General features: G+C 67.3%; 22 protein-coding genes. 15 read left to right on the forward strand and 7 right to left on the reverse strand.

The features are described from left to right. Window positions 1-3 precede the first annotated feature (3 nt). On the reverse strand, window positions 4-606 hold the full coding sequence (locus KY501_RS25755; protein ID WP_224366089.1) for a DUF2378 family protein: 603 nt from the start codon (window positions 604-606) through the stop codon (window positions 4-6). A 211-nt stretch (window positions 607-817) separates the two neighbouring features. Here KY501_RS25755 and KY501_RS25760 point away from each other — a divergent pair, with 211 nt between their 5' ends. Further along, window positions 818-2,884: a M3 family metallopeptidase gene (locus KY501_RS25760; RefSeq protein WP_224366090.1), complete on the forward strand. Its 2,067-nt coding sequence runs from the start codon at window positions 818-820 to the stop codon at window positions 2,882-2,884. Between the two features lie 129 nt (window positions 2,885-3,013). Here the strand turns inward: KY501_RS25760 and KY501_RS25765 are convergent, their stop codons facing one another. Then, window positions 3,014-3,283, reverse strand: coding sequence for a hypothetical protein (locus KY501_RS25765; protein ID WP_224366091.1), 270 nt, complete (start codon window positions 3,281-3,283; stop codon window positions 3,014-3,016). A 307-nt stretch (window positions 3,284-3,590) separates the two neighbouring features. On the opposite strand from KY501_RS25765, the gene KY501_RS25770 reads away from it, so the two are divergent. From KY501_RS25770 to KY501_RS25795, 6 genes are all read left to right on the forward strand, one after another. Next, window positions 3,591-3,821 carry a hypothetical protein gene (locus KY501_RS25770; RefSeq protein ID WP_224366092.1) on the forward strand — a complete coding sequence of 77 codons (231 nt, stop codon included), beginning with the start codon at window positions 3,591-3,593 and terminating at the stop codon, window positions 3,819-3,821. A 19-nt stretch (window positions 3,822-3,840) separates the two neighbouring features. Beyond that, complete coding sequence (locus KY501_RS25775) at window positions 3,841-4,788, forward strand: amidohydrolase family protein (RefSeq protein ID WP_224366093.1); 948 nt, start codon at window positions 3,841-3,843, stop codon at window positions 4,786-4,788. Window positions 4,789-4,918: 130 nt separating this feature from the next. Next, complete coding sequence (locus KY501_RS25780; RefSeq protein WP_044190286.1) at window positions 4,919-5,296, forward strand: response regulator; 378 nt, start codon at window positions 4,919-4,921, stop codon at window positions 5,294-5,296. Window positions 5,297-5,405: 109 nt separating this feature from the next. Next, window positions 5,406-5,597, forward strand: coding sequence for a hypothetical protein (locus KY501_RS25785; RefSeq protein WP_224366094.1), 192 nt, complete (start codon window positions 5,406-5,408; stop codon window positions 5,595-5,597). Between the two features lie 296 nt (window positions 5,598-5,893). Then, entirely contained in the window at window positions 5,894-6,712 is an 819-nt protein-coding gene (locus KY501_RS25790; protein WP_224366095.1) for an ABC transporter ATP-binding protein, read from the forward strand. Next, window positions 6,709-8,367: a hypothetical protein gene (locus tag KY501_RS25795; protein ID WP_224366096.1), complete on the forward strand. Its 1,659-nt coding sequence runs from the start codon at window positions 6,709-6,711 to the stop codon at window positions 8,365-8,367. Before KY501_RS25790 ends, KY501_RS25795 begins: the two co-directional genes overlap by 4 nt. Window positions 8,368-8,455: 88 nt before the next feature. Here the strand turns inward: KY501_RS25795 and KY501_RS25800 are convergent, their stop codons facing one another. From KY501_RS25800 to KY501_RS25815, 4 genes are all read right to left on the reverse strand, one after another. Then, complete coding sequence (locus KY501_RS25800) at window positions 8,456-9,154, reverse strand: C40 family peptidase (protein ID WP_224366097.1); 699 nt, start codon at window positions 9,152-9,154, stop codon at window positions 8,456-8,458. A 77-nt stretch (window positions 9,155-9,231) separates the two neighbouring features. After that, window positions 9,232-10,368 carry a DUF819 family protein gene (locus KY501_RS25805; RefSeq protein ID WP_224366098.1) on the reverse strand — a complete coding sequence of 379 codons (1,137 nt, stop codon included), beginning with the start codon at window positions 10,366-10,368 and terminating at the stop codon, window positions 9,232-9,234. Between the two features lie 15 nt (window positions 10,369-10,383). After that, complete coding sequence (locus tag KY501_RS25810; RefSeq protein ID WP_224366099.1) at window positions 10,384-11,703, reverse strand: pyridoxal phosphate-dependent decarboxylase family protein; 1,320 nt, start codon at window positions 11,701-11,703, stop codon at window positions 10,384-10,386. 44 nt (window positions 11,704-11,747) lie between these two features. After that, window positions 11,748-11,951 carry a hypothetical protein gene (locus KY501_RS25815; protein WP_224366100.1) on the reverse strand — a complete coding sequence of 68 codons (204 nt, stop codon included), beginning with the start codon at window positions 11,949-11,951 and terminating at the stop codon, window positions 11,748-11,750. Window positions 11,952-12,430: 479 nt separating this feature from the next. On the opposite strand from KY501_RS25815, the gene KY501_RS25820 reads away from it, so the two are divergent. From KY501_RS25820 to KY501_RS25855, 8 genes are all read left to right on the forward strand, one after another. Next, the gene (locus KY501_RS25820; RefSeq protein ID WP_224366101.1) at window positions 12,431-12,919 is read left to right on the forward strand and encodes a PilZ domain-containing protein; all 489 of its coding nucleotides are present in this window, start codon (window positions 12,431-12,433) and stop codon (window positions 12,917-12,919) included. Window positions 12,920-13,271: 352 nt separating this feature from the next. After that, on the forward strand, window positions 13,272-14,033 hold the full coding sequence (locus KY501_RS25825; protein ID WP_224366102.1) for a ParA family protein: 762 nt from the start codon (window positions 13,272-13,274) through the stop codon (window positions 14,031-14,033). A 185-nt stretch (window positions 14,034-14,218) separates the two neighbouring features. Further along, window positions 14,219-15,274, forward strand: coding sequence for an alpha/beta fold hydrolase (locus tag KY501_RS25830; RefSeq protein WP_224366103.1), 1,056 nt, complete (start codon window positions 14,219-14,221; stop codon window positions 15,272-15,274). 17 nt (window positions 15,275-15,291) lie between these two features. After that, a complete protein-coding gene (locus tag KY501_RS25835; RefSeq protein ID WP_224366104.1) occupies window positions 15,292-16,296 on the forward strand; it encodes an acetoacetate decarboxylase family protein in 1,005 nt (334 codons plus the stop codon). Beyond that, window positions 16,293-16,844, forward strand: coding sequence for a hypothetical protein (locus KY501_RS25840; protein WP_224366105.1), 552 nt, complete (start codon window positions 16,293-16,295; stop codon window positions 16,842-16,844). Before KY501_RS25835 ends, KY501_RS25840 begins: the two co-directional genes overlap by 4 nt. Further along, a complete protein-coding gene (locus tag KY501_RS25845; protein ID WP_224366106.1) occupies window positions 16,841-18,856 on the forward strand; it encodes a patatin-like phospholipase family protein in 2,016 nt (671 codons plus the stop codon). The genes KY501_RS25840 and KY501_RS25845 overlap by 4 nt, the downstream gene beginning before the upstream one ends. A gap of 15 nt (window positions 18,857-18,871) precedes the next feature. Then, entirely contained in the window at window positions 18,872-20,635 is a 1,764-nt protein-coding gene (locus tag KY501_RS25850) for a GMC oxidoreductase (protein WP_224366107.1), read from the forward strand. Further along, complete coding sequence (locus KY501_RS25855) at window positions 20,614-22,332, forward strand: metallophosphoesterase (protein WP_224366108.1); 1,719 nt, start codon at window positions 20,614-20,616, stop codon at window positions 22,330-22,332. Before KY501_RS25850 ends, KY501_RS25855 begins: the two co-directional genes overlap by 22 nt. Before the next feature lies 1 nt (window position 22,333). Here the strand turns inward: KY501_RS25855 and KY501_RS25860 are convergent, their stop codons facing one another. After that, window positions 22,334-25,030, reverse strand: a complete 2,697-nt coding sequence (locus KY501_RS25860; RefSeq protein WP_224366109.1) for a hypothetical protein — start codon at window positions 25,028-25,030, stop codon at window positions 22,334-22,336. Window positions 25,031-25,148 lie beyond the last annotated feature (118 nt).

Below are 25,148 nucleotides of genomic sequence, written 5' to 3' on the forward strand. Positions count from 1 at the left end.
GCTTCAGAAGCTCACGTGGAAGACGGAGGTGCCCAGCACCTCGTCATGGTCCACCAGCTCCATGCGGACACCCTTGGCTCCCGCCGCCTCGAGCGCGCGGGTGAGCACTCCCCGCATGAAGTGGGGCGGGTCCATCTGGAGCAGGTGGGAGGCGACGAACTCCGGCAGAGGACGGGTGACGAGCTCCCAGCCCTTGCCTCCGGGCAGCGCCCGCACCGTGGCATCCGTGAAGTTGTTGGCCATCCGCAGGTTGCGCGCCGTGCGCATCAGCGTCCGCTCCGGCCCCACCACCTGCGCATGGGCGTTCAGGGCTGCGCCGATCCGCGAGTGCATGGCCTGGTCGGCGTAGCGCTGGCCCAGCAGGAACTCCGCCGCCGCCGTCCCCACGTCCGCCGAGAGCGCCTTCACCAAGGTGCCGAGCGCCTCGGACCACACCTCCACGGGGTATGCCACCTCCAGGAAGTGCTGCGGAGACAGCCCCAGCCGGGCGAACTCATCGAGGACATGCGGCGCCAGCACCTCTGCTTCGGCCACGAGCGTCTCCAGCGCGTGTCCGAACACGATAGGCTCACGTCCCAACTCGCAGCGCGTCGTCTCGACCAACATGGGTGAGGCCTCCAACCGATCCAGGACGCCGGCCGCGTCCCTGTCATCGGTGGTGCCATGACATACGAGGCCTGTTGGCCCGCCATTGCAGATCCATGAAGAAATGTTTCGAGGCCGGGTAACCTGCCTCGCCGGTCCGAGGCCTGGCGAGGGAATGCCTCCTCGCGGACCGGGTTGAAGAAGACCACCCCCCTTGGAAGGGACCCACCTCTTGCGTCGTCTCACTCTCGCTCTCGCCGCCGCCTCTGCGCTCGCAGGGTGCGCCAGCTCCACCGCCAACACTCCCGCCCCTCCGCCCACCGCCCAGACGGCCCCGGCCCCGGTGGCTGCCCCTGCGCCCTTGGCCCTCAACGGGGGGCGCGCGCTGACGGTCACCGCTGCCCAGTTCCGGGACTCGTGCCTCCAGGACATCCAGAAGGCCCGGGAGGCCATCGCCCGCTTCAAGGCGCTGCCGGCCCCCCGGGACACCGTCGCGGCGCTCGAGGTGTATGACGAGGCCATCGCCCTGCTCAACGACGCCAGCGGACGCTCGGCCATCGCCACCAACTCCCACCCGGACGAGGCCGTGCGCAACGCCTCCCAGGACTGCGACACCGAGGTCCAGAAGACCCTCACCGGGATCAACCTGGATCGCGGTGTCTATGACGTGCTCGTCAGCCTCGACCCGAGCAAGGCGGACGGCCCGACGCGGCAGTACATCACCCACGAGCTGCGCACCTTCCGCCGCTACGGCGTGGACCGGGACGAGGCCACGCGCGCCAAGGTGCTCTCGCTCCAGGAGGAGCTCACCCGGATTGGCCAGGAGTTCGGCCGCAACATCCGCGAGGACGTGCGCTCCGTGGAAGTGGATCCCAAGGAGCTGGCCGGCCTGCCGGAGGACTACATCCAGGGCCACAAGCCCGGGCCCAACGGCAAGGTGCGCATCACCACCGACACCCCGGACTACGCCCCCTTCCTCGCGTACGCCCGGAGCGCCAAGGCCCGCGAGTCCCTCTGGCGCATCTACCGCCAGCGCGGCTATCCGAAGAACCTGGACACGCTCTCGCGCCTCATCGCCAGGCGCCACGAACTGGCCACGCTCCTCGGCTACCCGAACTGGGCCGCGTACACCACCGAGGACAAGATGATCCGCACCGAGAAGGCCGCCGCGGACTTCATCGAGAAGATCACCACCGCCTCGGGCGCCCGGGCCAAGAGCGACTACGAGACGCTGCTGGCCCGCAAGCGCAAGGACGAGCCCAAGGCCACCACCGTCAACCCGTGGGACCAGCAGTACCTGGAGGACCGGGTGAAGGCCGAGCAGTACCAGTTCGACTCGCAGGCGGTGCGCCCCTACTTCGAGTACACGCGCGTGCGAGATGGAGTGCTGGACATCACCTCGCGCATGTTCGGCCTGACGTTCAAACCGCGCCAGGACGCGCCGGTGTGGCACCCGGACATCGAGGTGTACGACGTCTACGAGGGCGCCACGCTGCTGGGCCGCATCTTCCTGGACATGCACCCGCGCGAGAACAAGTACAAGCACGCGGCGCAGTGGGACTTGTTCAGCGGCAAGGAGGGAAAGACGCTCCCCGAGGGCGTGCTGATGTGCAACTTCCCCAAGCCCGGCGCCGAGCCCGCGCTCATGCAGCACAGCGACGTCGAGACGTTCTTCCACGAGTTCGGCCACCTGATGCACCACATCCTCGGCGGCCACGGGCGCTGGGCGGGCCTGTCCGGCACGCGCACCGAGCTGGACTTCGTCGAGGCGCCCTCGCAGATGCTCGAGGAGTGGGCCTGGGCACCGGAGTCGCTGCAGACCTTCGCGAAGCACTACCAGACCCAGCAGCCGCTGCCCATGGACATCATCGGACGGATGAAGAAGGCCGACGAGTTCGGCAAGGGGCTGTGGGTGCGCCAGCAGATGTTCTACGCGGCCACCAGCCTCAACTTCTACAACCGCGACCCGAAGGGCCTGGACACCACCGCGCTCATGAAGCAGCTCCAGGAGCGCTACACGCCCTTCAAGTACGCCCCGGACACGTACTTCCACCTGTCCTTTGGCCACCTGGATTCGTACTCGGCCGCCTACTACACCTATATGTGGTCGCTCGTGATCGCGAAGGACCTCTTCACGCCCTTCCAGACCGAGGGGCTGATGAGCCCCGCGCCCGCCATGCGCTACCGCCACGCCGTGCTCGAACCGGCCGGCACCCGGGATGCCGCACTGCTGGTCAAAGACTTCCTGGGCCGAGAGTACGGCTTCGAGGCCTATGAGCGCTGGCTGAACGGCACCTGAGGCTGGCCCGGTGCGTCGTCGCCCCGCGTCGTAAAAAAGCGGGGCCCCGTGCCGTCAAAGGCGCGGAGCCCCGCCAGTGTCAAAGCGTGAACAGCGCCTCGCCCCAGAGGGCGAGACGTGCGCACGTCCTCAGTGAACGGTGGCCTCGGATACCTCGGGCTGCAGGGTGACGCCTTGAACTTCGTCCATGCGCACCTGCACCGCGATACCCTGCCGCCTGTACTGGGCCAGGGAGTCCGCCACGGCGTCCAGCATGCGCTGGTAGCGATCCTCGAGCTCCACAGCGATCAGGAGCATCGTCTCGCCCGCATCCTCGACGCCTGGCCGGTGCACCCGGCACCGCTGGAACCGCGCCCAGCGGCCATTCTCCATCTTCACAAGCTCGCCGTCGTAAGCCATCGCGCAGTCCCCCGTGGGTTGAGTGAGCTTCAGGTGGGGAGCACTGTAAGCACTTATTAACCCCGCGTCATCCCCCCTCTTGAAAATTCGTCAATTCCCTCGAATTTCAAAGGGTTGGAGGGCCACCCCGCACCTTCTTGCGATCCCTTTTGGCCATAGGAGGTGAAGTTTGTAAATTTGCCAGACTGTAAAGCTGTTGATGGCCGACCTGCCGCGTCAACTGGCCAACAAGCCAGTCGGGCGCCCTCCGACCCGCCGCTTGCTCCACAGGGGTGACCCCGAGGGGCGCATCCCTTAGATTGGAGGAATGAAGGTGCCACTGCTGTTCCGCCGCGACCGGAGCATCCTCAAGCGGCCGGACGCCCAGGATCAGATGGAGAAGCTGCTCGCGGACTCCCTGAGAACGCTCGGGCAGGTGTGCGCCAAGGTGGCGGACCTCATCGAGGCGCAGCGCCTGGAGCGCCAGGGCTACTCCCAGCAGAACGACTTCCTGCGGCGGCTGGATCAAGAACAGGAGCCGGGCCCGAAGAAGGAGTAGCCAGGCGCCCGCCCTCCCCATGTCCCTTTCCGACGAAGTCCCCACCTGCCTGGGAGCCATCTCCTCCTGGTTGGATCCACGCAGCCGCCCGGTGCCGCTGCCCGCGCTGAATGACGAGGAGGGGTTGAAGCTCCCAGAGGGGCTGCCGCCCGTGGTGGATGCCCATGTCCACCTGTTCCCGGATGGTGTCTTCGAGGCCATCTGGCGTTGGTTCGAGCAGTACGGCTGGCCCATCCGCTACAAGCTGCACACGCCCGAGGTGGTGGCCTTCCTGTTGTCGCGCGGGGTGAGCCGGGTGGTGGCGCTGGCCTACTCACACAAGCCGGGCATGGCGCGCATGCTCAACCAGTACATGGCGCAGGTGGTCCGCGCCGAGCCGCGCGTGGTGGGGCTGGCCACGGTGCTGCCTGGAGAAGAAGGCGCGGCGGACATCCTCGCGGAGGCCTTCGCCGCGGGGCTCCACGGTGTGAAGCTGCACTGCCACGTCCAGTGCTTCGCTCCGGACGCGCCTGAACTGCACGAGGTGTATGCCGCCTGTGCCCGGGCGGGCCGGCCTCTGGTCATGCACGCGGGCCGGGAGCCCTCGAGTCCCCACTACAAGTGTGATCCGCACGCCCTATGTTCGGCCGAGCGGGTGGAGCGAGTGCTGAGGGATCATCCCACCCTCAAGCTGTGCATCCCCCACCTGGGGGCGGACGAGTTCGACGCGTACGCGCGGCTGCTGGAGCGCTACGACACGCTCTGGCTGGACACGACCATGGCCATGGCGGACTACTTCCCCCTGCCCCTGCCGCGCCGGGCGCTGGACGTGCGTCCCGAGCGCATCCTCTACGGGACGGACTTCCCTCACCTGCCGTACGCGTGGGATCGAGAACTGAAGCAGCTGCTAGGGTTGAAGCTGGGGGACGAGGTGGAGGCGGGGCTGCTGGGGCAGAACGCACTGCGTCTTTACGGGGTGGCAGACTGAGGGGAACACCCCTGCGAGGCGAGTGGCTGTTGAAAATTGGATCCCCCCCTTCCGCTATGGGGAAATCGATCCCATCTTGGTCCCCATAGAATCACCACACCCCCGCTGCTTGTCTTACTGAGGCCTCACCATGTCCCACATCCTGGTCGTCGACGACGACGCGAGCCACCGCACGCTCATCTGCGATGCCCTCGAGGAACTGGGGTACCGCACCGTCCAGGCCTCGAACGGCCGGGAGGCGCTGGACCTGCTGGAGGGAGACATGCCCGCCGCGGTGCTGTTGGACCTGCGGATGCCCGTGATGAGCGGGTGGGGCTTGCTCGACGCGCTGAAGAAGATGCCGAGGGCGCGCAACCTCCCCATCATCATCATCTCCGGCTACGGCTTCGAGTGGGAGGCGGAGCTGGTGGGCGCCGCCGGCTACATCTCCAAGCCAGTGGACCTGGACAAGGTGCGGATGACGGTGCAGCAAATCGTCGGTCCGCCCGAGATGTCGCTGATGCACTGAGCCGCGCGCTCTGCGTGGGCCCGTCGGCTCGGCTTGTGTAAAGATCTCCTCTTCAGGGGTGCCGACGGGTAGCCCTGTCCGCCTGAATACGGGCACCCGGGAGACGACCATGACTTCAGAAGTGAAGACCAGGAAAGAGCCCGCCCTGCCTCGGTTCGGACGGCTCCTGCGCTACGAGGACGGCATGCTCCTGCGCGCGGCGACCGAGGACGAGCTGAACGCTTCGAAGAAGGCCGCGGAGGCCAACGGCGGCAAAGGAATCATCCGCGTCAACGGAGTCCGCTGCTACGTCGAGCCGTAACGCGCACGAAGCCGCAGTCTGGTTTGGCGACTTCACTCATTCCCAAACTCACCCTCGTCCAGGTTCGCGACACCCTGTGCAAGCCAGGCGCAGACGTGAACAAGAATCACTACCACGTCGGCCCGTACTGCAACCTCGTCGTGGATACCGCCGCGCAGGCACATCGGAGCCTGAGGCCGAAAGTCTCGGCATCCTGAATCTCGTGCTGGGCAGGCAACCGCACGAGGCACTGCCCGCCTCCTGAAATCCCAGGGGGATTGTCGGCAGGGGCTTGGTCGGCCGAGACTGGGCGTCACATGTCGCCCTCCCCCTCCGACCTGGCCGTCGACGCCCGCGGGCTCGTCAAACGCTTCGGCAGCTTCACCGCGCTCAACGGGCTCAACATCCAGATCCCCCGTGGCGCCTTCTACGCCTACCTGGGCCCCAACGGCGCCGGGAAGTCCACCTCCCTCACCATCCTCACCGGCGTGTATGGCCCGGACGCGGGCAGCATCCAGTTGCTGGGCTTGGATGCCGTCAAGCAGCCCATGGAGGTGAAGCGCCGCATCGGCATGGTCCCCGAGGAGCTCAGCCTCTTCGAGCGTCTCACCGGCCGGCAGTACCTCACCTTCTGCGGCCGCATGTATGGCCTGTCCGGAGACGAGGCCGCCGCTCGCGCCGTGGAGCTGCTGGAGCTCACCGAGCTCACCTACAAGGCCGGCGCGCTCGTGGCCGAGTACTCCAAGGGCATGCGCCGACGGCTGGCCATCGCCGCAGCGCTCATCCACGCGCCCGAGCTCGTCTTCCTGGATGAGCCCTTCGAGGGTATCGACGTACTCGCCGCCGGTGTCATCCGCGAGTTGCTGCGAGAGCTGAGCCGACGCGGCGTCACCCTGCTGCTCACCACCCACGTGCTGGAGATCGCCGAGCGCCTGGCCACCCACGCGGGCATCATCCGCGGCGGGCAGATGCTGGACCAGGGCACCGTGCAGGAGCTCATCACCCGCTACGACTCACCCTCCCTGGAGGCCGTCTTCGAGAAGCTCATCTCCGTGCCTGCGGCGCGCAACGCCCGCCTGTCCTTCTACGGAGAGGCCCCCGCCCCGGTGGTCCCCCTGCGCCGGGAGTCCGCGTGAGCCCGCCTCCTGTTCCTGGCTTCTTCCGCCACCTGTGGCTGCTATGGGGCCTGCGGCTGCAGATCGGCCTCAACCGTGGCTCCGGCCGCCCCAGCAAGCTGCTGGCGGTGGCCACGTTCCTCGGCTCCAGTGCCCCAGCGCTCTTCTTCGGGCTCATGTTCTTCGGGCTCATGCGGCTGCCTCCCGTGGCCCAGAGCAACGTGTGGCCGTACTTCATCCTCAACCTGCTGTGCTTCGTCACCGCCTCCGTGTGGGTCACCTGGCCGCTGCTGTCCGCCGGTGTGGATGATCACTCGGAGCTGAGCCGGTACGCGCCCTTCCCCATCTCTCCCTTCCGGCTTCTCATCTCCTCCAGCGTGGCCAGCCTCTTCGAGCCGCGCGCGCTCGTCTTCTACGCACCACTTACCGGTGCGGCCCTGGGATACGCCTCCGTCAACTCCATGCGTGCCCCATGGGTCGCCGTCGCGAACTACATCCTGTTCGCCCTGCTGTGCGCCGCATGGAGCCGCGTGGCCCTGCATGCCGTCATCAACGTGCTGCGCGCGAAGCGCAGTGCCGAGATCATCGGTGGCGGGCTGTTCGCCTTCCTGTTCGCCGCGTCGTTCATCCCCCCTGTCGACACCTCGTGGCTCACCGCCGTGGGCGAGGCGGGCGTGGGCGCGCTGAACATGGACCTCATCATCAACGCCGCCGTGGCGCTGAGCCGGGTACCGCCCGGCTTCTTCGGAGACTCCCTGGGACAGTTGGCCCACGGACGCCTTCGCCTGGCCCTCATCGAGTCCTTCGGGCTGGCGCTGTTCACCGCCATCGGGCTGGCGGTGGCCTATGCGCTGCTCCTGCGCTTTCACAGACAGGCGGGACGCGCCGGGCCCTCGATGAAGGAGTCCGGTGATCGGGATCCGTTCGCTCGGACGCAGACGCGGTTCCGGACGATCCTCACCCGGGAGGCATTGGACTTGTGGCGCAACCCGCGCGCGCGGCTGCTCACCGCCGTGCCCTTCGTGCTCGCCATCCTCCTGAAGCTGCTGTCCGGGCGGGATTTGTTCGTGTACATGCTCGGGCAGTCGGCGGATGCGTGGCTGATGGGCGGGCTGTCAGTCTATGCCGCCGTCGTCATCTCCTCCACCTTCTCGCAAAACACCTTCGCCTATGACGGGCAGGGCTTCGCCATCTTCCTGGCCGCCCCCATGGAGTTGGCGGATGTGCTCCGCGCCAAGAACCTAGTGCAGGGCGTGGCCGGCCTGGGCATGGCACTGGCGGTGGGCCTCTTCTACCGCTTCTACTTCGGCTTCGGCACGGGCGTGGACTTCCTGTGCTCCATGGCCTCGGTGGCTGCGCTCGTCCCCGTAATGCTCGCCGCGGGCAACTTCCTGTCGCTCTACTTTCCGGTGAAGTTCCACGCCAGCCTCAAGCGGCGCGACAAGCTGCCCCTCACCGCTTCCATGCTGGGCATCGTCGCCGCCAGCGTGGGCTGCATGCCTTTCGGCTGGGCCCTGCGGCTTGCAGGCAAGTCCGGGCCGACGCCGCAGACAGCGGCAATGATTGCCCTGTGCGCCGCGCTCTACGCCGTGCTCTACCGGCTGATGCTGCCCCTGGCCCTGCGTCTGCTGGATCAACGCCGGGAGATCATCCTGCGCGCCGTCACCCGCGAGTAGCCAGGCTGCCCAGGAGCTCCCCAAACACAAAGGGCCCGGCGCACAGAAGCGCCAGGCCCCGGGGTGTTGCTCGCCGACAGCGTACAGCTCAGTACTTCAGCCCGGGGATCAGCGCGCCGGACGTCCAGCCGCGGCCATTGGCGCTGAAGATGTCCACACCGTAGGCCTTGCCGCGCGCCTCGATGGTGCGCCCGTCACCCAGGCTGATGGCCACGTGGCCCGGCCGATAGAGCAGCGCGCCGCGCGTCTTCAGCGCCTTCTCCACGGAGATATCCGTCCCCTTCTGCTTGAAGTAGGGCACCTGGTTCATCGTCCCATCCGGCACATCCACACCCGCCTGGTGCGCAGCCCACTGAACCAGTTCCGAGCAGTCGAAGGTGTCAGGGTTGGGATCGTTCAGCTTGGTCTCGGCACCGAAGACGTACTTGTCGCCCCGCTGCGCCAGCGCCTTCTGCACGAACTCCTCGGCCGTGCCCTTGCCGGCAGGCTTCGGGGAGGAAGGAGTCGTCGGGCTCGAGCCGCCCGCGCCCTTCAACTTGCCCCAAGTCTGCGGGCCGACGATGCCGTCAACCGAGATGCCCTTGGCCTTCTGGAACGACAGCACCGCCGCCTTCGTCTTCGGTCCGAACTGGCCGTCCACGGGGCCCGGGTTGAAGCCCTTGCTCTTGAGCAGGTTCTGCAGATCACGCACCGAAGCGCCCTTGGAGCCCTCTCGCAGCGTCGGCTGGGAGGAGGTGGTGCGCGCCGTCAGCGCCGTGGCGCGGGAGGAGGAGAGAGGGGCAACCATGCCTGCAACCTCGTGTAGGAGATGACTTACACGGGTTATCGACGGCGAATTCTCAAAGTTGCGGAAAAAGGGCGGGATCAGCCACCGGCCAGCCAGCGCAGCCCCCATGCGGTCAGCAATCCCAGGTAATTGCCCAGAGCGATGCCCGCCAGGCCCAGCGTCAACCCGGGGCCCACCAGTGCGCGATTCTTCAGGGCCGCAGCCACCGGGCCAATCTGCGCCGGCCCGTAGATGGTGGCGGTAGAGCAGATGAGCGTGCTGTCCGCATCGATGCGCAGCAGCGCCGAGAGCGCCGTGTGGACGACGATGGCCAGCCCCATGACGCCCCAAACAAAGAGGACCAGGCTCGTACTCCCCCCGCCCAGCACGCGCGCGTCCGCCAGCGAGCCCATGGCCACACAGAAGATGAGCAACAGGTACTCGCCCAGCTCATAGGTGCCCGCCAGCGAGCGCACCCGCTGGGACAGGGACGCGGCAATGCCCAGGGTAGTAATGCCGAGTAGCGCCGGACTGGCCTCCAGCTTCCCGAACGCGAGCACCGTGCCCCCTACGGCCACCGCCGCGATGAGCACCGCGAGCCCGAAGCCCCGTCCCATGTCTCCAAGGTGGTGCCGCGTCCACCCAGAGAGCTGCTCGCCCGGGTGCTCGAAGGCCTCGTGGTGGGGCGCGGCGGTGAAGGGCCGCATGAAGCGCAGGAACAACCGCTGCGCGAAGGTCAGCAAAAAGATGAGGTACACGCCGCCCGCGATCAGGTCCGCCGCGTTGAGCAGCACGAACGTCTCGCTGCGAGCCTCCAGCACGCGCCCGATGGCCGCCATGTTGGCCGTGCCCCCCACGTACACGCCCACGAGCATGCCGGCGATCTTCCACCACTCGTCCGTCTGCCCCCGGAAGAACCAGCCCACCAGGCCGGCGGAGAACACCGCGGCGAAGCATGCCAGCACGAAGGAGATCAGCAGCGAGCGCGCCAGCCTTGGCCACTGCCTCACATCCGAGGAGAAGAGCAGCAAGGGGATGGCCAGGGGCACGGCGGCCTCGCTCACGCGCATGGACGCAGCCTCGGACAACCGCACTCCCGGCAGGTTCGCCACGAGGATGCCCGCCACGTAGCAGAGCGTCACCGGGCCGAAAAACTTCGCCGCGCGATAGCGCTCGCCCGCCCAGAGGGCCACTGCCGGAAAGAGGAGGCACCCCAGCACCTGAAGGACTGTCATCGGCACGCTCCCCGCTCAGCCGCGGTCGAACATCCCGTCAAGGAAGTCCATCAGGAAGCCGTCCACCTGCTTGCGATCAGGGATGGCGCCAACCATGCCGTACATCGCCGCGCTACCCTCGGGCGCTGGCTCTCCGGCCGCAAGCCGAGAGGACAGCTCTCGCAAATCCTTGAGCAGCGTGTCCGCGATGCGCTCGTGCGCAGGAGTGATCATGCAGTGCAGGGCAGGAGGGTTCTGCTGCCGGTCCAACTTCCACCCACAGGCCTCCATCGCGTCCGCCAATTCGTACACGTTGAGCGAGTCCGAGGCGAATGCGAAGACACCCACGTGCGGCTTGCCGAGCACCCGCAGGCCCGGGATGGCGTTGATGCCGGCGATCAGCTTGTCCGTCGTCGCGAGGACACGCCGCGCGTGATCCAGATAGCCCTCTTCCCCCAGGTAGTGCATCACCGCCCAGGCTGCGGCGATGGCGCCGCCGGGCCGCGTGCCCGTCATGGAGGGCGAGACATACAACCCTCCCGGCCACTCCGAGTAGGTGTAGAACTGGTGCCGCCGCAGCTCGCGGTTGCGGTGCAGCACCAACGATGCACCCTTCGCCGCGTAGCCATATTTGTGCAGATCCGCGGAGATCGTCGTCACGCCCGGCACCGAGAAGTCGAACGGCGGAATGTCCCGGCCGAGCTTCTTCGCGAACGGGAGGAAGAAGCCTCCCAGGCACGCGTCCACGTGGCACAGCAGGCCGCGCGACTGCGCCAGCGCCGCGAGCTCGACGATCGGATCCATCACCCCATGCGGATACGGAGGCGCGCTCCCTACGAGCATGGCCGTGTTGGGGGTGATGAGCCGCTCCACGTCCTGGAGATCCACCCGAAGGTCCGGCCCCGTGGCCGCGTGCCGGATCTCGATGTCGAAGTAGTGCGCAGCCTTCTCGAAGGCCGGGTGCACCGACAGGGGAGCGATGATCTCCGGGCGGGCAATGCCCTTCTCGTTGCGGGCCCACTCGCGCGCCGTCTTCACCGCCATCATGATGCTCTCGGTGCCGCCCGTGGTCATCGTGCCAACCACGTCGTCATCGCCGTGGAAGAGCCCCGCGGCCATGGACACCACCTCGGACTCCATGCGGCGCAGCGAGGGAAAGGCCATCGGCGACAGGCCATTCTCCGCCATGAACTCGCCGTAGGCTTCCTTCAGCAGACGGGAGTGCTCGTCGTCCACGTAATAGACAAGGCTGAACGTGCGGCCATCCTTCCACCGCGCGTCCTCGGTGCGCAGCTCACGCAACTCCTTGAGCACGTCATCCTTCGAGCGCTTCGACTTGGGCAACGACTTCGGCATCCAATCCTCCCGCACGGCCAGACCCGCGTGAGAGCCGAATACCATCAGCGCTCTGGGGGCACGTATCCCCTTTTCGCGTCTTCCGTCTCGGGGTTTCCCCTCATGAATTCCGTCAGGGTATCGACCACCTCCCGCAGGAACTCCTCCGGCACGGATGCCCTCATCCAGACTCCACCGGTGGTGTCTTCTTGACCCTCCCCTGGTGTATCCCCCTCGGGGAAGGGCGCGGGGAACAGGGATTCCTTCACGGGCGGGCTCACGGCTCGCACACCGTGGCGTGAGCACTCTTCACGCGCGCGGTGTTCCTTGTGGAGGCAGGAAGCAAAACCTGGCCCTGGCGCTTCGCTCGAGAGGAGGCCGGCCGCCTCACAGGCTTGCCTGTACTGGAGACCTCGACTCCTCGAGAGCCGGCAGCCCATTGGTGCCTGCGACGCAGCGCGCGAATGATGAGCCCCGCCACCACGGTCGCGCCCAGGCTGATCAACAGCACGGGCGGCGGCCGGGAGCCGGGGACGCTACGGGGAACAGCCATGAGGAGCCTCCAACAACAGGGGGGGACTCCCGCTCCCCTGCACCGGCGATGCCTGAAGCTGCCTCCAGGAAAATCGCGGTTCTACGGCTTTGAAAACCGGAAAGCGCCCTGAAATGGGGCCCCAGAATCGAGCATGCTTCGAATTGGGGCACCCGGGAGGTGCACTCGCCCCGAAGTGGGGCATACCATCACACCATGAGCGTGAATGGATGGCTCCAGGAGTTCCGGGCGCTCCACAAGCGGGCCCGGCAGAAGCAGCTCGGCGATGACGAGAAGCAGCTCTATCTCCAAGCGCGCGAGCAGTTCGCGCGCGCGCTGACCGCGGCCCAGGGCATGACGCTGAAGCCGGGGGAGATGGCGCGCCAGACGTTCCGCGTCGCGCAGGCGATGCAAATCGAACTCAGCCTCAACGCGGGCATCATGCGAGCGATGACGCTGGATGTCTCCAAGGGAGGCTTCTCGGTGGTGCTCGGCAAGCCCCCGGGCGAGAACGAGATGGTCGGCTTCACGCTGAGGATGCCGGATGGGATGGACCCCATCATCGGCCGGGCCAAGCTGGTGGCCTCCAAGAAGCAGATCGGCAACTACCGCCTCTCCTTCGCCTTCCAGGGCATGTCGGACTACGACCAGGAGCGGCTGGAGACGGTGCTGTTCGACGCGGCCCTCGCCCGCATCCCGGGCTGAGCCACGAGCCTGCTGGGGCTGGTGAACCGGCGCTCGTCAGGAACGAGGGGGCGAGCGCGTGGCTGTTCCTGCGCCTGGCAGTTGAGGCCTTACAAGCTCTCCGGTTTCGCTGGTTCGAATCCAGCTCCCTCCGCTTCATGGAGGGATGGCCGAGCGGTCAAAGGCATCAGACTTCAACTCTGACAAATCGACACCACGGCTTCATCACTCGGGCGCACCTTTTCCCTTCCTTCCGGCTCGCTGAGGCTCGCGGCGCCGCCTGCTCCAGGCGGGCACCCCGCCTCGCGCTCGTGACACGAAATGGTCGCGGCTGTTCTCCCGCCGCGCCACCTTCGGTATAGGTCAGGGCGCCATGCCGATGATCGCGTTCTCCACCATCAAGGGCGGAGTCGGGAAGACCACCCTCTGTGTCCATGTCGCCGCCGCCCTGGCCGATGCGGGCCATCGGGTGCTGTTGATGGATCTCGACCCGCAGGCCCATGCCTCACTCGTGCTGGGACTGGATCCCGCGGATGCGCCGTGTGTGGCGGACACGTTCGGCCCCCGGCCTCGCCACCGGATGGATGAGGTGGTGGTGGCCTCGCCCAAGCGCCCCAACCTCTTCATTGCCCGCGCCCAGCCGCGCATGGCGGCCATGGAGCGAGAGCTCTTCCAGTGGGGGCACCGCCTGCAGGCCGTCCCCCGGGCGCTCAAGACGCTGAGCTGGACGCCGGACGTCATCATCGCCGACACGCCGCCGAACCTGGGCGCCTTCACCGAGGCCGTGCTCCACCACGCCGATCTGGTCGTCGCCCCTGTGCCCACGGGTGCCTTCGCCCTGCAGGGCCTGGGAGAGATCGAAACCGCCTGGAAGGATGCTCGCGAGGAGGGCGGAGCGCTGGTGGCCGTGGTCAACCTCTGGGATCGCCGGACCACCGCCACCAACGATGCGATGGATGCCGCGCTCAAGGAGTCCACTGTTCCCGTGCTGCGCGCGCGCATCCCCCGCTCGGAGGCCATCAACCAGGCCGGACTGGGTTACGAGGTGGTGTTCGATACCAGTCCAAGCGCACCCGGTGTGGAGGAGCTGCGCGAGCTGGCGAAGGAGCTTGGCCGCCGTGTCGGGCTGCGCTGAGTCCAAAGCGCCCCGCTCGCATGGGTAGCACGCAGGGAGCCAAGCACCCCGGCCGGAAAATCCCACGCCGTCACATCCGCTGAACAGGCCCTTCTATCGCGGCGAGAACTCCGCCGATGTATTTGGCGGAGATAGCGGGTGGGGACTCACGGGAGCCGTGTGCCCTCGCCAGGGAGCGTGGCCCCATGATGCAAGCCCAATCCTCCGCCCCGCCTGGCTATACCGAGAGCGTCGTGCCGTTCCGCGCGGGGGACGGCCGAGCACTCAACCTGCACCACATCCGTGGACCGCGAGAACCCACTCAAGGGCCCGTGGTGCTCATCCACGGCGCGGGCGTGCGCGCCGACATCTTCCGCGCTCCCGTGAAGCAGACACTCGTCGATGCGCTGCTGGCAGCGGGCTACGACGTGTGGCTGGAGAATTGGCGCGCGAGTATCGACGTGGAGCCCAGCGAGTGGACGCTCGATCAAGCGGCCGTCCACGATCACCCGAAGGCCATCCAGACGATCGTCCGGGAGACTGGCCGGGACGAGGTGAAGGCTGTCATCCACTGCCAGGGCTCGACGAGCTTCATGCTGTCGGCCATGGCGGGGCTCGTCCCCCAGGTGAAGCTGATCATCAGCAACGCCGTCTCGCTGCACCCGGTGGTGCCGCGCAGCGCCCGGCTGAAGGCCCGCTACGCCGTGCCCGTGGTGTCACGGCTCACGCACTACCTGGATCCGCAGTGGGGCCTGCACGCGGAGGGCTTCACGCCCCGGGTCATCACCCTGCTGGTGAAGGCGACCCACCACGAGTGTGACAACACCGTGTGCCGGCTGGCGAGCTTCACCTATGGCACGGGGTTCCCGACGCTCTGGCGCCACGAGAACCTCAACCCCGAGACGCACGAGTGGCTGAAGCACGAGTTCGCCAAGGTGCCTCTCACCTTCTTCCAACAGATGGCCGAGTGCCTGCGCGCCGGGCACCTGGTGCCGGTGGAGGGCTACCGCGAGCTGCCCGAGGACGTGGCCGAGCGCCCACCCGAGACAGACGCCCGGTTCGTCTTCCTCGCCGGAGCGCTGAACCAGTGCTTCCTGCCCGAGAGCCAGCGGCGCACCTATGAGCGATTCTCGAAATACCGGCCCGGCTACCACGCACTGCATGTGATTCCGGACTACGGGCACCTGGATGTCTTCATGGGCCAGGACGCGGCCCGAGATGTGTTCCCCCTGATCCTCGCCGAGCTGGGCAAGCCGGTGTGACGGAGACCGCCATGTGGATGATGCCGAGGCGAATCAAGCAGCAGACCGGACGCTTCTCGAAGGTGGACGGCATTCCCTATGAGCTGCCCATCAACTCGCGCTCCTCTCCGGCGTTGATGGCGGCCTTCACCCTGGATGTTCGAAAAGCCGCGCAATTGCTGCCCGGCAATGAGGTGCACCCGCTGCGGCTCTGGGGCAACAAGGGCGCACTGCTCGTCACCGTCATTGACTACCGGGACACGGACATCGGTCCCTATATCGAGTTCAGCGTGGCCATCGCCTGTACGCACGGCCGCAAGCCCGCGCCTCCCGTGCTGCCCCTGCTCTTCCAGAAGCACTATGGGCTGGGCCAATACGTGGTGGATCTGCCGGTGAGCTCGGAGATCTCCGTAAAGGGTGGCAAGGGCATCTGGGGCATGCCCAAGCACCAGGCGAACCTGGACTTCCGCATCGGCGAGCGCACCATCAGCAGCCAGTACGACCAGGATGGGAAGCTCGCGGTGCGCATCGAGATCGACCGGCCTGGGAAGGCCTGGCTCCCCTTGCGTGCCAGTGGCGCCAACTACTGTCAGTTCCGCGGCATGCTGATGAAGTCCTTCATCTACTTCCGCGGCAAGTTCGCCTTCTGTCTCGGAAAGAAGGCCTCGGCCCGACTCACCCTCGGAGATCATCCGCGCGTGCAGCCGCTCAAGCAGTTGGGCCTCGCCTCCAAGCCCTTCTTCGTGGGCTTCTTCCCCCAGTCGAGCGGCGTGCTGGACGACCACTTCGAGGCCTGGTTCCTCAGCCATCCTCAGCTCCCCGAGAGCCAACCAGAGGGACTCGAGAGCGTGGTAGGGCTCGGCCTGAGTCAGAAGTGGCTGGCGCCTCCGAGTGCCGAGGACCGGCAGCCCACCGTCGCGCCCCTGCTTCCCTCGGCGATGGGCGCGCTGGAGCAGGTGGACGCGCTGGAGGAGCGAGAGTCCTCCGAGCAGCGCCGGGTCGACGCCCCCGCGGATGACGCCAGCCAGGGAGCCCACCCATGAGGCGCACGCTCCTGCACACGCTCAACGCGTGTCTGCTGTTCCTCTGTACCTCCATGTATCTGGGGACGGGCTGGTCGTTGGTGCTGTTCTCGTTCCCCATCGCGCCCCAGCTCACGGTGGACAACTACTATCTCCAGTTCGTCCCTCAGGTGACCGCTGCCACCCGGTTCTTCACCTGGATGACGCTGGTGATGCTGGTGTCCGCGGTGGTGCTGTTCCTCTTCGAGCGCAAGAGCCCCCTGCGCTGGTATCCCATCGCCATCTTCCTCGCCGTGGTGGCCGCCACGCTGCTCACCCGGTTCCTCATCTTCCGGTACAACGCGGAGATGGCCTCGGGCATCCGCGATCCCGAGCGCCTCCGCGAAGTGCTCTCCGCGTGGATGACGACCAACCGCATCCGCGTGGGGCTGTGGACCGTCCAATGGCTCGCGATGATGGGCTACTTCGCCCACAAGGTGCTGCGAGCCGGACAGCCCGTGCGCACCCAGACCTCGGCGCCGACGCGTGAGGTGTCAAGCCTCCGTCCGTGGAAGGAGGCTCGCTCATGAACGCACGCGCTGAGCGCTGGCTGCGCCGGATCCTGGGTGCCATCGCCCTGGCCACGGTGGTGAGCGGCGCAGTCCAGCTCGTCGTGCCTGGCTTCGAGCTCGGGTTCCTCCAGGCCGAGTCCACTCCGACGAGCCGCCACTTCTTCGCCATCGTCGGCATGTTCATGGTGCTCTTCGGCGGCCTGCTGCTGCACGCACTGGTGCGTCCCAAGGAGAACCCCGCCGCGTTCCTTTGGGCCGGCCTCCAGAAGCTAGGCGCGTGCGCGGCGGTAGGCCTCGGCGTAGCGAGGGGAATCTTCTCTCCACTCGCCCTGGGCGTCGCGGGGTTTGATTTCGTCTCCGGCGTGCTCGTGCTGGGCTACCTCGCCCACATGCGCCGCGCCGAGCAGCTGGCCGAGGCACCTCCGCCGCTCAAGTCCGCCCCCGCGGCAACGCCTCCCCCTGAGCCACGTCCGGCAGTTCCTGCGAGTATGGGCTCCTCCGAAGCAGAGGGGCGCAAGCGAGCACTCATCCTCGCGGGCGGAGGCATGCGCGTGGCCTGGCAGGCGGGTGTCCTGCGCGCCATCCAGGAGGAGGGGCTCCGCTTCACGCACGCCGATGGCACCTCGGGCGGCATCATCAACCTGGCAATGCTGCTCTCAGGCCAGTCGCCTCAAGAGATGTGCGATCGCTGGCGGACGCTGCGCGTGAAGGAATTCGTCTCCTTCGTCTCTCCCGAGAAGTACCTCCGGGCCTGGGACATCGAAGCCCTGGGCGACGCGGATGGAATCACCCACTACGTCTTCCCTCACCTGGGCATCAACTTGGACGCCATCCGAGCCAGCACCGGGATGGAAGGCACCTTCAACGTCTGCAACTTCACTCGGAAGACGAACGAAGCCATTGCCCACTCCCGCGTGGACCTGGACATGCTCGTCGCGGGCATCTCGCTGCCCATCTTCATGCCTCCGGTCCGCAAGGATGGAGCGCTGTATATGGACTCCGTCTGGATCCAGGATGCCAACCTGCTCGAGGCGGTGAAGCGCGGGGCAGACGAGCTGTGGGTGCTGTGGTGCATCGGCAACACGCCCGCGTACCAGCGCGGTGTGTTCCACCAATACGTCCACATGATCGAGCTGAGCGCCAATGGTGCCCTCTTCGCGCAGCTCGAGCGCATCCAGGAGATGAATGAGCGCATCCGCGCCGGAGAGGTGGTCCATGGCCACAGCCGGCCCATCGTGGTCCACCTCGTCAAGCCCGAGCGTCCCCTGCCGCTCGATCCGGACTTCTACGCCGGCCATGTCACCGCCGGCACGATCATCGACTGGGGGTACGCGGACGCATGCCGCTACCTCGCGAACCGCAGCGACGCAGGCCTCCCGCTCACACCGGAGATTACCCAGATGAACACTCCCGCACCCGACCTCACCTTCCGCGAGATGATGTCTGGCCCCCTCGCACTCAACGAGACCGACCCGACCGTGGGCGCTGGCAAGGGCCGCCATACGCCCTTCACCTTCCACGCCACCATCAGCGTGGATGACATGGAGGCCTTCATCAGAGACCCCGCCCACGCGGCCCGGCTCTCAGCCCACATCTCCTACCCACCCTTCGGAGAAGACATCCCCGCGAAGCGCGGGAGCTTCAACCTGTTCAAGTCCGGCGATGACCCGAACACCCGGCTGATGACGTACGGCATGGCCTTCGAGCACGACGGCCGCGAGTACTACCTGGAGGGCACGAAGACGATTCATGACGACCGGGGACCAGACCTGTGGCGAGACACCACCCGGCTGTACTGCCGGCTCCACGAGGGCTCGGACGAACGCGGCCCGGTGGTGGGCGCGGGCGTTCTCAAGCTGGGCCTGGGAGACCTGCTCAAGCTCGTCTCCAGCATGCGCTCGTCCCGAGAGGGAGCCGAAGGCGTCCGAGCGGTGATGCATTTCGGGCAGTTCTTCCTGGGCACGCTCTGGGACATCTACGCCCCCATGGCCCACGAACCCGATGCCGTGGCGCCCGTCTCCCCTCCGTGAGCCAGGAGCCCTGCCATGAACCCGAGACGCGAACACTTTGATGCCATCATCGTCGGCTCCGGCTTCGGCGGCTCGGTGATGGCCTGGCGGCTGGCCGAAACGGGCCTGCGCGTCTGCGTCCTGGAGCGCGGCAAGGCCTATCCGCCCGGCTCGTTCCCTCGGAGCCCCTACGCCATGCGCCGCAACTTCTGGGATCCCAACCAGGGGCTCCACGGGCTCTTCCACCTGTGGTCCTTCCGGGGGCTCGGCGGCGTGGTGGCGAGCGGGCTGGGCGGGGGCTCGCTCATCTACGCCAACGTGCTGCTGCGCAAGGAAGAGAAGACCTTCGTCCGAGAGAACCTGCAGGACGGCGGATACGAGTACTGGCCCGTCACCCGCGAGGATCTCGATCCGCACTACGACACCGTGGAGGCGCTGATCGGGACCCAGCGCTACCCTTTCGAGCACGAGCCCTATCGCCACACCGCGAAGACGCTGGCGATGAAGCTCGCGGCTGAGCGGATGGGGCGCCAGGATGACTGGCAGCTGCCGCCACTCGCGGTGACGTTCGCCAACCCGGGTCAGGCACCCATCCCGGGCGAACCCATCCAAGAGCGCTACCCGAACCTGCACGGACGCACCCGGCTGACGTGCCGGCTGTGTGGCGAGTGTGACCTCGGCTGCAACTACGGCAGCAAGAACACGCTGGATTACACCGCGCTGTCGGAGGCGAAACGGCTGGGCGCGGAGCTGCGCGTGCGGTGCGAGGTGAAGCGGTTCTGGTTCGAGGACGGAGAGCACGTCGTCGAATACGTGGACTACTCGGAGGTGCGCGAAGGAGAGCGGCCCGAGATTCCCACGTCGATGCTGCCGCGCACGGTCATCTCGGCGGACAAGCTCATCCTGGCGGCGGGGACGTTCGGATCGGCGTACCTGTTGCTGAAGAACCGGGACGCGTTCCCCGGGCTGAGCGAGCAACTGGGGACACGGTTCTGCGGCAATGGAGACCTGCTGGGGTTCCTCTTCAAGTGCATGGATGCGAGCAAGGGCAAGCGGGAGCCGCGCATCCTGGATGGAGGCCATGGCCCGGTCATCACCAGTGCGCTCCACATCCGCGACGCCACGGAGGGAGGCACGGGCCGGGGCTACTACGTCGAGGACGCGGGCTACCCGGAGTTCATCAACTGGCTCTACGAGGGCAGCGATCAGTTCGCCCTGCTGAGGCGCTTCGCGCGCCTGGGGCGGAAGATCATCAAGGGGTGGCTGGGCCTCAGCCAGGACACGGACACGAGCGCGGAGATCGCCCAGTTGCTGGGGGATTGCGTGGGCTCGGCCAGCTCGCTGCCGCTGCTCGCCATGGGCCGGGACATCCCCAATGGACGAATGACGTTGAACCGTGACGGGATGCTGGACGTCGACTGGCGGCTGAGCAGCTCCTCCAGCTACTTCCAGCGCGTGCGCCAGACCATGGCGGAGATCGCGGACGCGCTGGAGGGAAAGATGATCCAGAACCCGCTGAGCTACCTGAGCCGCGTCATCACCGTACACCCTCTCGGAGGCTGCCCCATGGGCCGCACGGCCTCGGAGGGAGTGGTGGACTCCCATGGAGAAGTCTTCAACCACCCCGGGCTGTACGTGGCGGATGGCGCGGTGATGCCAGGGCCCACGGGACCCAATCCCAGCCTGACGATCGCCGCCCTGGCCGACCGCTTCGCCGAGCACGTCATCGAGCACTCCCGGCGCATCACTCCTTCCCGCATTCCTGCCCCGGAGGCGACATGGTCTCCACCACCAATGTGATTGTGGCTCCCGCTCCGCCGAAGCCCCCGCGGCGCAAGCGCCACCCGGGCCGGCCAATGGTGTCGTGGCTGGATCCGCTCATGCTGGCCCGAGCAGGTGTCCAAGCCGCCATCTCGTCCACCATCGGCAAACAGGCTGACCGCCGACTGCTCGATGCGCTGGCGGCTCCAAAGGTGGAGCCGTCTGACTTCTCCGTGGATGACGAGGGCAAGCCCCGCGAGGAGCTGTGGCTCGACTACGTGTCGGACATGGGGGACGGCTGGGACTCCACGTACGCGGTGGCCCAGACGGTGGCGTGTCCCACGCTCACGCTGCGGGACGAGACGGGCGCCACGCATGAGACGCGAGGCGGAGAGCTGCTCGTGCTCGGCGGAGATGAGGTGTACCCGACCGCGAGCGTGAAGGCCTATGAGGAGCGGACACTCGAGCCCTGGCGGGCGGCGATGAGCCGACAACGCCCCCCGCCCCATGTCTTCGCGGTGCCTGGGAATCACGACTGGTACGACGGACTGGTGTCCTTCACCCGCCTGTTCTGTCAGGGGCGAACCCCCGCAGGCTGGCAGACACACCAACGGCGCAGCTACTTCGCGGTGAAGCTGCCTCATGGATGGTGGCTCATTGGTACGGACATGCAGCTCGAGTCGGACATCGACGAGCCGCAGGTCAGCTACTTCCAGGAGATCGCCCGGCAGATGCGCCCCGAGGACCGGGTCATCCTCTGCCTGGCGGAACCAGCGTGGCTGCTCGCCCAGGTGCGGCCGCTCGATGGCCGCTCCTATCTGGAGAACAACCTCACGTTCCTGGAGGATGAGGTGTTCGGGAAGAAAGTGAGCGTCTTCCTCGCGGGAGACCTCCACCACTACCGGCGCCACGCGGACGACGACGGCCGGCAGAAGATCATCGCGGGCGGAGGAGGCGCCTTCCTGCACCCGACCCACGTGCCTCGGAAGGAGCAGGCGCTGCAGGATGGCTTCACCGCTCGCAAGAGCTTTCCTGAGGCCAGGGACTCGCGGCGGCTGAGTTGGCGCAACCTGGGGCTCGTGATGAGCAACCCGCGGTTTGGCGTGCTTACGGGCCTGCTCTACATGCTGCTGGCCTGGGCGCTCGCGGTGAACATCGGCTCGGCGAACGTCCCCAAGGCGCTGGGGCTCGTGCTGAGCACGGCGCTGTCGAGCCCCGGCATCGTGCTGCTCTCCACGTTTGTCATCCTGGGATTGATTGCCTTCGCGGACACTCGCTACGGGCGGTGGCGGTGGCTGGTGGGGCTGCTGCACGGGCTCGTGCACATGACGGCGGCGTTCCTGATCGCCTGGGGCGTGGCCCACCTGATGGGCTCGGAGCTGGCACTGTCGTTCCGCAATCCCGTGAGGGACATGCTCAGCGCCGTGCTCATCTTCGCCGGTGGCTTCCTGGCGGGGCCGACGATCATGGGGCTCTACCTGCTCATCTCGTTGAACGTCTTCAGCGCCCACCCCAACGAAGCCTTCTCCTCACTGGCCATCCCAGACTGGAAGAACTTCATCCGGATGCGCATCGCGCCGGACGGACGCCTGTGGATCTACCCGATCGGGCTCCGCCGGGTGCCTCGCGCATGGAAGCCGGGAGAAACGGCTCGAGACCCTGAGTGGGTGGCGGACCCGAAGGACACGCGGGCCACGCCACCCTCGCTCATCGAGCCGCCGCTCGTCATCCCGTAGCTCAAATCGGAGCGGGGGGCATCAGGTACTCCAACAGGGTCCACGCCGTCTTCCATTCGGGCGAGCGCTGGGCGATCAACTGGTGCAGCCACTGCGCGAGCTGCGGCGGTGGAGGTACACCCCGGGGCTCGAGCGCGACCTTCGTGCTGGCCAGCAGGCGCGGGATGCATGCCGGCGGCGCGCTCCACACCTGGCTCAACCCCTTCTCCCACTGCCCCTGACGGAACAGAGCATCGATCTCCTCTACGAAGACCTCGGGCATGCGCTGCCAGAGTTCCTTGCGGATCGCCGGATCGTGCCCGTCCGGCCGCCCGGCCTGGATGGCCTGCCGGACCTGATCAGGAGGAATCCGCTGCCAGAGCGCGCGGAAGGGCTCGAAGCTCCAGGGCTCCATCTGCTGCGCCCACACCCGGACGAAGGCCTCCCAGTGCTCCGGCCGGAAGTACTGGCTGACCTCCTTCTCACCCAGCAGGAACCGGAAGCGCTTGGTGGCCAGCACCTCGATCGCCTGCGTCGGCAGGAACTGCCAGAAGATGGCGGCGTGGCCCTCCTCCGGGCGCAGGAACTGGGGCAGCTCCGCGGCACCCGACGCGAACCAGGCCGTCCAGATCTTCCGGACACACTCCTCCCAGTCCACCCCTCGCCGCCGTGCGTACTCCGGCAGCATCGCGCCCAGCGCATGCCAGGACACGCTCTGATTCAGCTCGTTCAACTGGAACGTCTGCTGCTGAAGCTGCCGGAGCAGGCGCTCGGGCTGGAACAGGAGCGGAACCACCGTCGAGGGCACCGTCGGCGGGCCCATCCCCTCCAGCAGCCTCCCGCCCAGCAACAGCAGCGGCATGAGCCACTGCTCCGGCATGCGCCGATCGTGTGTCGAGCGGTACGAGGCCATGTACACCAGCCACCTGCGCGCCTCTGAGGACGGCTTCGTGCACCAGGAGTCGAGCGACAGATTCGACCCCGGAGGCAGGGACTCGGACAGCGCCAGGAGGGCGCCGTACCAGATGCGGCGATCGACCAGCGGAGACTCCCGCATCGGAGCCACCTCATAGGCGATGCGAGGCCGGGGAAGGCCCGAGGCGTCCGGCACGACAAGGGCCCGCTGCAACCGGAGCGCGCCCAGCCGCAGCTCGTCCGGCACGGCGCGGCCCTCGAGCACGAGCAACCCGAGCACCCGGAAGCAGGCCTCGATCGCGGCGACCCAGGCGGGAGAGCGCGGGTCGGGCTTCGCGAGGACACCTCGCACGAGCTCGAAGTCGTTGCGCCGACAGCGCTCGATCAGCGCCTCGAACACCGTCGCCGCGTGCTCCTGGCGCAGGAGGATCTCTCCCCATGCATGGGGCCCCTGCTCCAGCGTCTCGAGGATGCACTGGGTGAGAACCCCCTCGAGTACCCACGGGGGCTGGAAGGCATACTGCTGCGGCTGACGCTCGCGCAGCAGCTCGAGCTCTCGCAACGTCCTCACCATCCGGAACGCATCCAGCGGCAGGCGGTTGCGAAGCTTCTCCATGCTCGTCCGATCCACCTTGAGCCCCTGGCGCTCCAACTCCTGTACCCACTCGAGGTCCGTCTGGTCCGGCCGTGAATGCGACAGCGCGTGCCAGGCATCCAGCGGGCGCGCCTCGAACCAGGGCACCTCGCTGTTCAGGAGCAGGCGCCGGCCCAGGGTCTGAAGCTCCTTCCAGAGCAGCTCCTGGGGCAGCTCGGCACCCTCGGCCAGTTGGATGCGCATGCGCAGGAAGAGCCGGACCATGTCCGCCGAGCTGCGCGCCTTGGCCAGCGGCCCGGAGGGATCTCCGCGCCGGGCAAAGGTAGCGAACAGGCCGATGAGCCCCAGGGCCGTGCCCGGGTTGTCCACCATGGCGAGCACGCCCGGAGTCTCCTGCAACCACCGCTGGCAGGCCTCCGCATCGAAGCCGTCGACAGTGACGCGCTCGGCCACCCACTCCACCAGCTCGCGCAGCCACGAGTGGACCTCCGGGCTGTGCACCACGGTCCACGGCTGAGAGAGCCCGGAGAGCTGCGCATCAACGAGATCGCGCACGCTCCGGTTGACGCGCTCTGCCTCGGGTTCCGGGGCGCGCGGGGGGGCCACCTCGGTGGCCACGCAGACCTTGAGATCGAACGGCCACGGGGCTCGCAGGGGAGCCCCTTCCGCGGAGGCCAGCTTGAGGAAGACGGCGCCGCGCTCGGGGAACAGCGCCTCGGCCTCGGCCCACGTCTGGGCCTGGATGAAGACAGCCAGCCCCCGGGCCTCGAGCCACTGGCCGACAAGGGTCCGCCCCGAGCCGATGGGAGCCTGCCACCAGAGCGGCCACGTGCTGGGATCCCTCACCTGGGCGGGGATGCCCGGGGGCAGCGGCTCGCGACGCAGATCAATGGAGCGCGTGGGCACGTCGCGGAGACGGATGCGCGAGCCACTCTGGGCCCGGGACGGCTGGAGCTGCGTGAGCTGCGCGTCCACCTCTTCCCGAGTCGTCTCCAGGACTTCGGCGAGGGCCTGACGGGCGCCGGGGCGCTGCTCGAGCCACTCCAGGGCCTCGCCTCCGTCGAACTTCCCCAGGTACGTCGCGAGCGAGGTTTCCTTGATGCGCTCGTTCCGAGGCCACGACCGGGCCTTCCTCAACTGCTGAGCCAGCTCGACGAAACTCTGCACAGGTACCTCCAGCTCCTCCATCCGGTCGCGAATCCAGCCCATGTGGAGCTCCTCCCCAGGGAGCACTATATTCAAGCCATAGCCAATTGATAGCCAATTGACTCCAGATTGGCCACGAAGCTGACGCACGGAGTGGCTCCCGGCGGGAGGCCTCGCTCAC

Source organism: Hyalangium versicolor (assembly GCF_020103695.1).
In the GTDB taxonomy this organism is placed as follows: domain Bacteria; phylum Myxococcota; class Myxococcia; order Myxococcales; family Myxococcaceae; genus Hyalangium; species Hyalangium versicolor.

What these genes read in the sequence shown, in the direction of transcription:
- KY501_RS25755 (WP_224366089.1), bottom strand. Translation starts at nt 606, where the DNA reads ATGTTGGTCGAGACGACGCGCTGCGAGTTGGGACGTGAGCCTATCGTG.
- KY501_RS25765 (WP_224366091.1), bottom strand. Translation starts at nt 3,283, where the DNA reads ATGGCTTACGACGGCGAGCTTGTGAAGATGGAGAATGGCCGCTGGGCG.
- KY501_RS25770 (WP_224366092.1), top strand. Translation starts at nt 3,591, where the DNA reads ATGAAGGTGCCACTGCTGTTCCGCCGCGACCGGAGCATCCTCAAGCGG.
- KY501_RS25775 (WP_224366093.1), top strand. Translation starts at nt 3,841, where the DNA reads ATGTCCCTTTCCGACGAAGTCCCCACCTGCCTGGGAGCCATCTCCTCC.
- KY501_RS25780 (WP_044190286.1), top strand. Translation starts at nt 4,919, where the DNA reads ATGTCCCACATCCTGGTCGTCGACGACGACGCGAGCCACCGCACGCTC.
- KY501_RS25785 (WP_224366094.1), top strand. Translation starts at nt 5,406, where the DNA reads ATGACTTCAGAAGTGAAGACCAGGAAAGAGCCCGCCCTGCCTCGGTTC.
- KY501_RS25790 (WP_224366095.1), top strand. Translation starts at nt 5,894, where the DNA reads ATGTCGCCCTCCCCCTCCGACCTGGCCGTCGACGCCCGCGGGCTCGTC.
- KY501_RS25800 (WP_224366097.1), bottom strand. Translation starts at nt 9,154, where the DNA reads ATGGTTGCCCCTCTCTCCTCCTCCCGCGCCACGGCGCTGACGGCGCGC.
- KY501_RS25805 (WP_224366098.1), bottom strand. Translation starts at nt 10,368, where the DNA reads ATGACAGTCCTTCAGGTGCTGGGGTGCCTCCTCTTTCCGGCAGTGGCC.
- KY501_RS25810 (WP_224366099.1), bottom strand. Translation starts at nt 11,703, where the DNA reads ATGCCGAAGTCGTTGCCCAAGTCGAAGCGCTCGAAGGATGACGTGCTC.
- KY501_RS25820 (WP_224366101.1), top strand. Translation starts at nt 12,431, where the DNA reads ATGAGCGTGAATGGATGGCTCCAGGAGTTCCGGGCGCTCCACAAGCGG.
- KY501_RS25825 (WP_224366102.1), top strand. Translation starts at nt 13,272, where the DNA reads ATGCCGATGATCGCGTTCTCCACCATCAAGGGCGGAGTCGGGAAGACC.
- KY501_RS25830 (WP_224366103.1), top strand. Translation starts at nt 14,219, where the DNA reads ATGATGCAAGCCCAATCCTCCGCCCCGCCTGGCTATACCGAGAGCGTC.
- KY501_RS25835 (WP_224366104.1), top strand. Translation starts at nt 15,292, where the DNA reads ATGATGCCGAGGCGAATCAAGCAGCAGACCGGACGCTTCTCGAAGGTG.
- KY501_RS25840 (WP_224366105.1), top strand. Translation starts at nt 16,293, where the DNA reads ATGAGGCGCACGCTCCTGCACACGCTCAACGCGTGTCTGCTGTTCCTC.
- KY501_RS25845 (WP_224366106.1), top strand. Translation starts at nt 16,841, where the DNA reads ATGAACGCACGCGCTGAGCGCTGGCTGCGCCGGATCCTGGGTGCCATC.
- KY501_RS25850 (WP_224366107.1), top strand. Translation starts at nt 18,872, where the DNA reads ATGAACCCGAGACGCGAACACTTTGATGCCATCATCGTCGGCTCCGGC.
- KY501_RS25855 (WP_224366108.1), top strand. Translation starts at nt 20,614, where the DNA reads ATGGTCTCCACCACCAATGTGATTGTGGCTCCCGCTCCGCCGAAGCCC.
- KY501_RS25860 (WP_224366109.1), bottom strand. Translation starts at nt 25,030, where the DNA reads ATGGGCTGGATTCGCGACCGGATGGAGGAGCTGGAGGTACCTGTGCAG.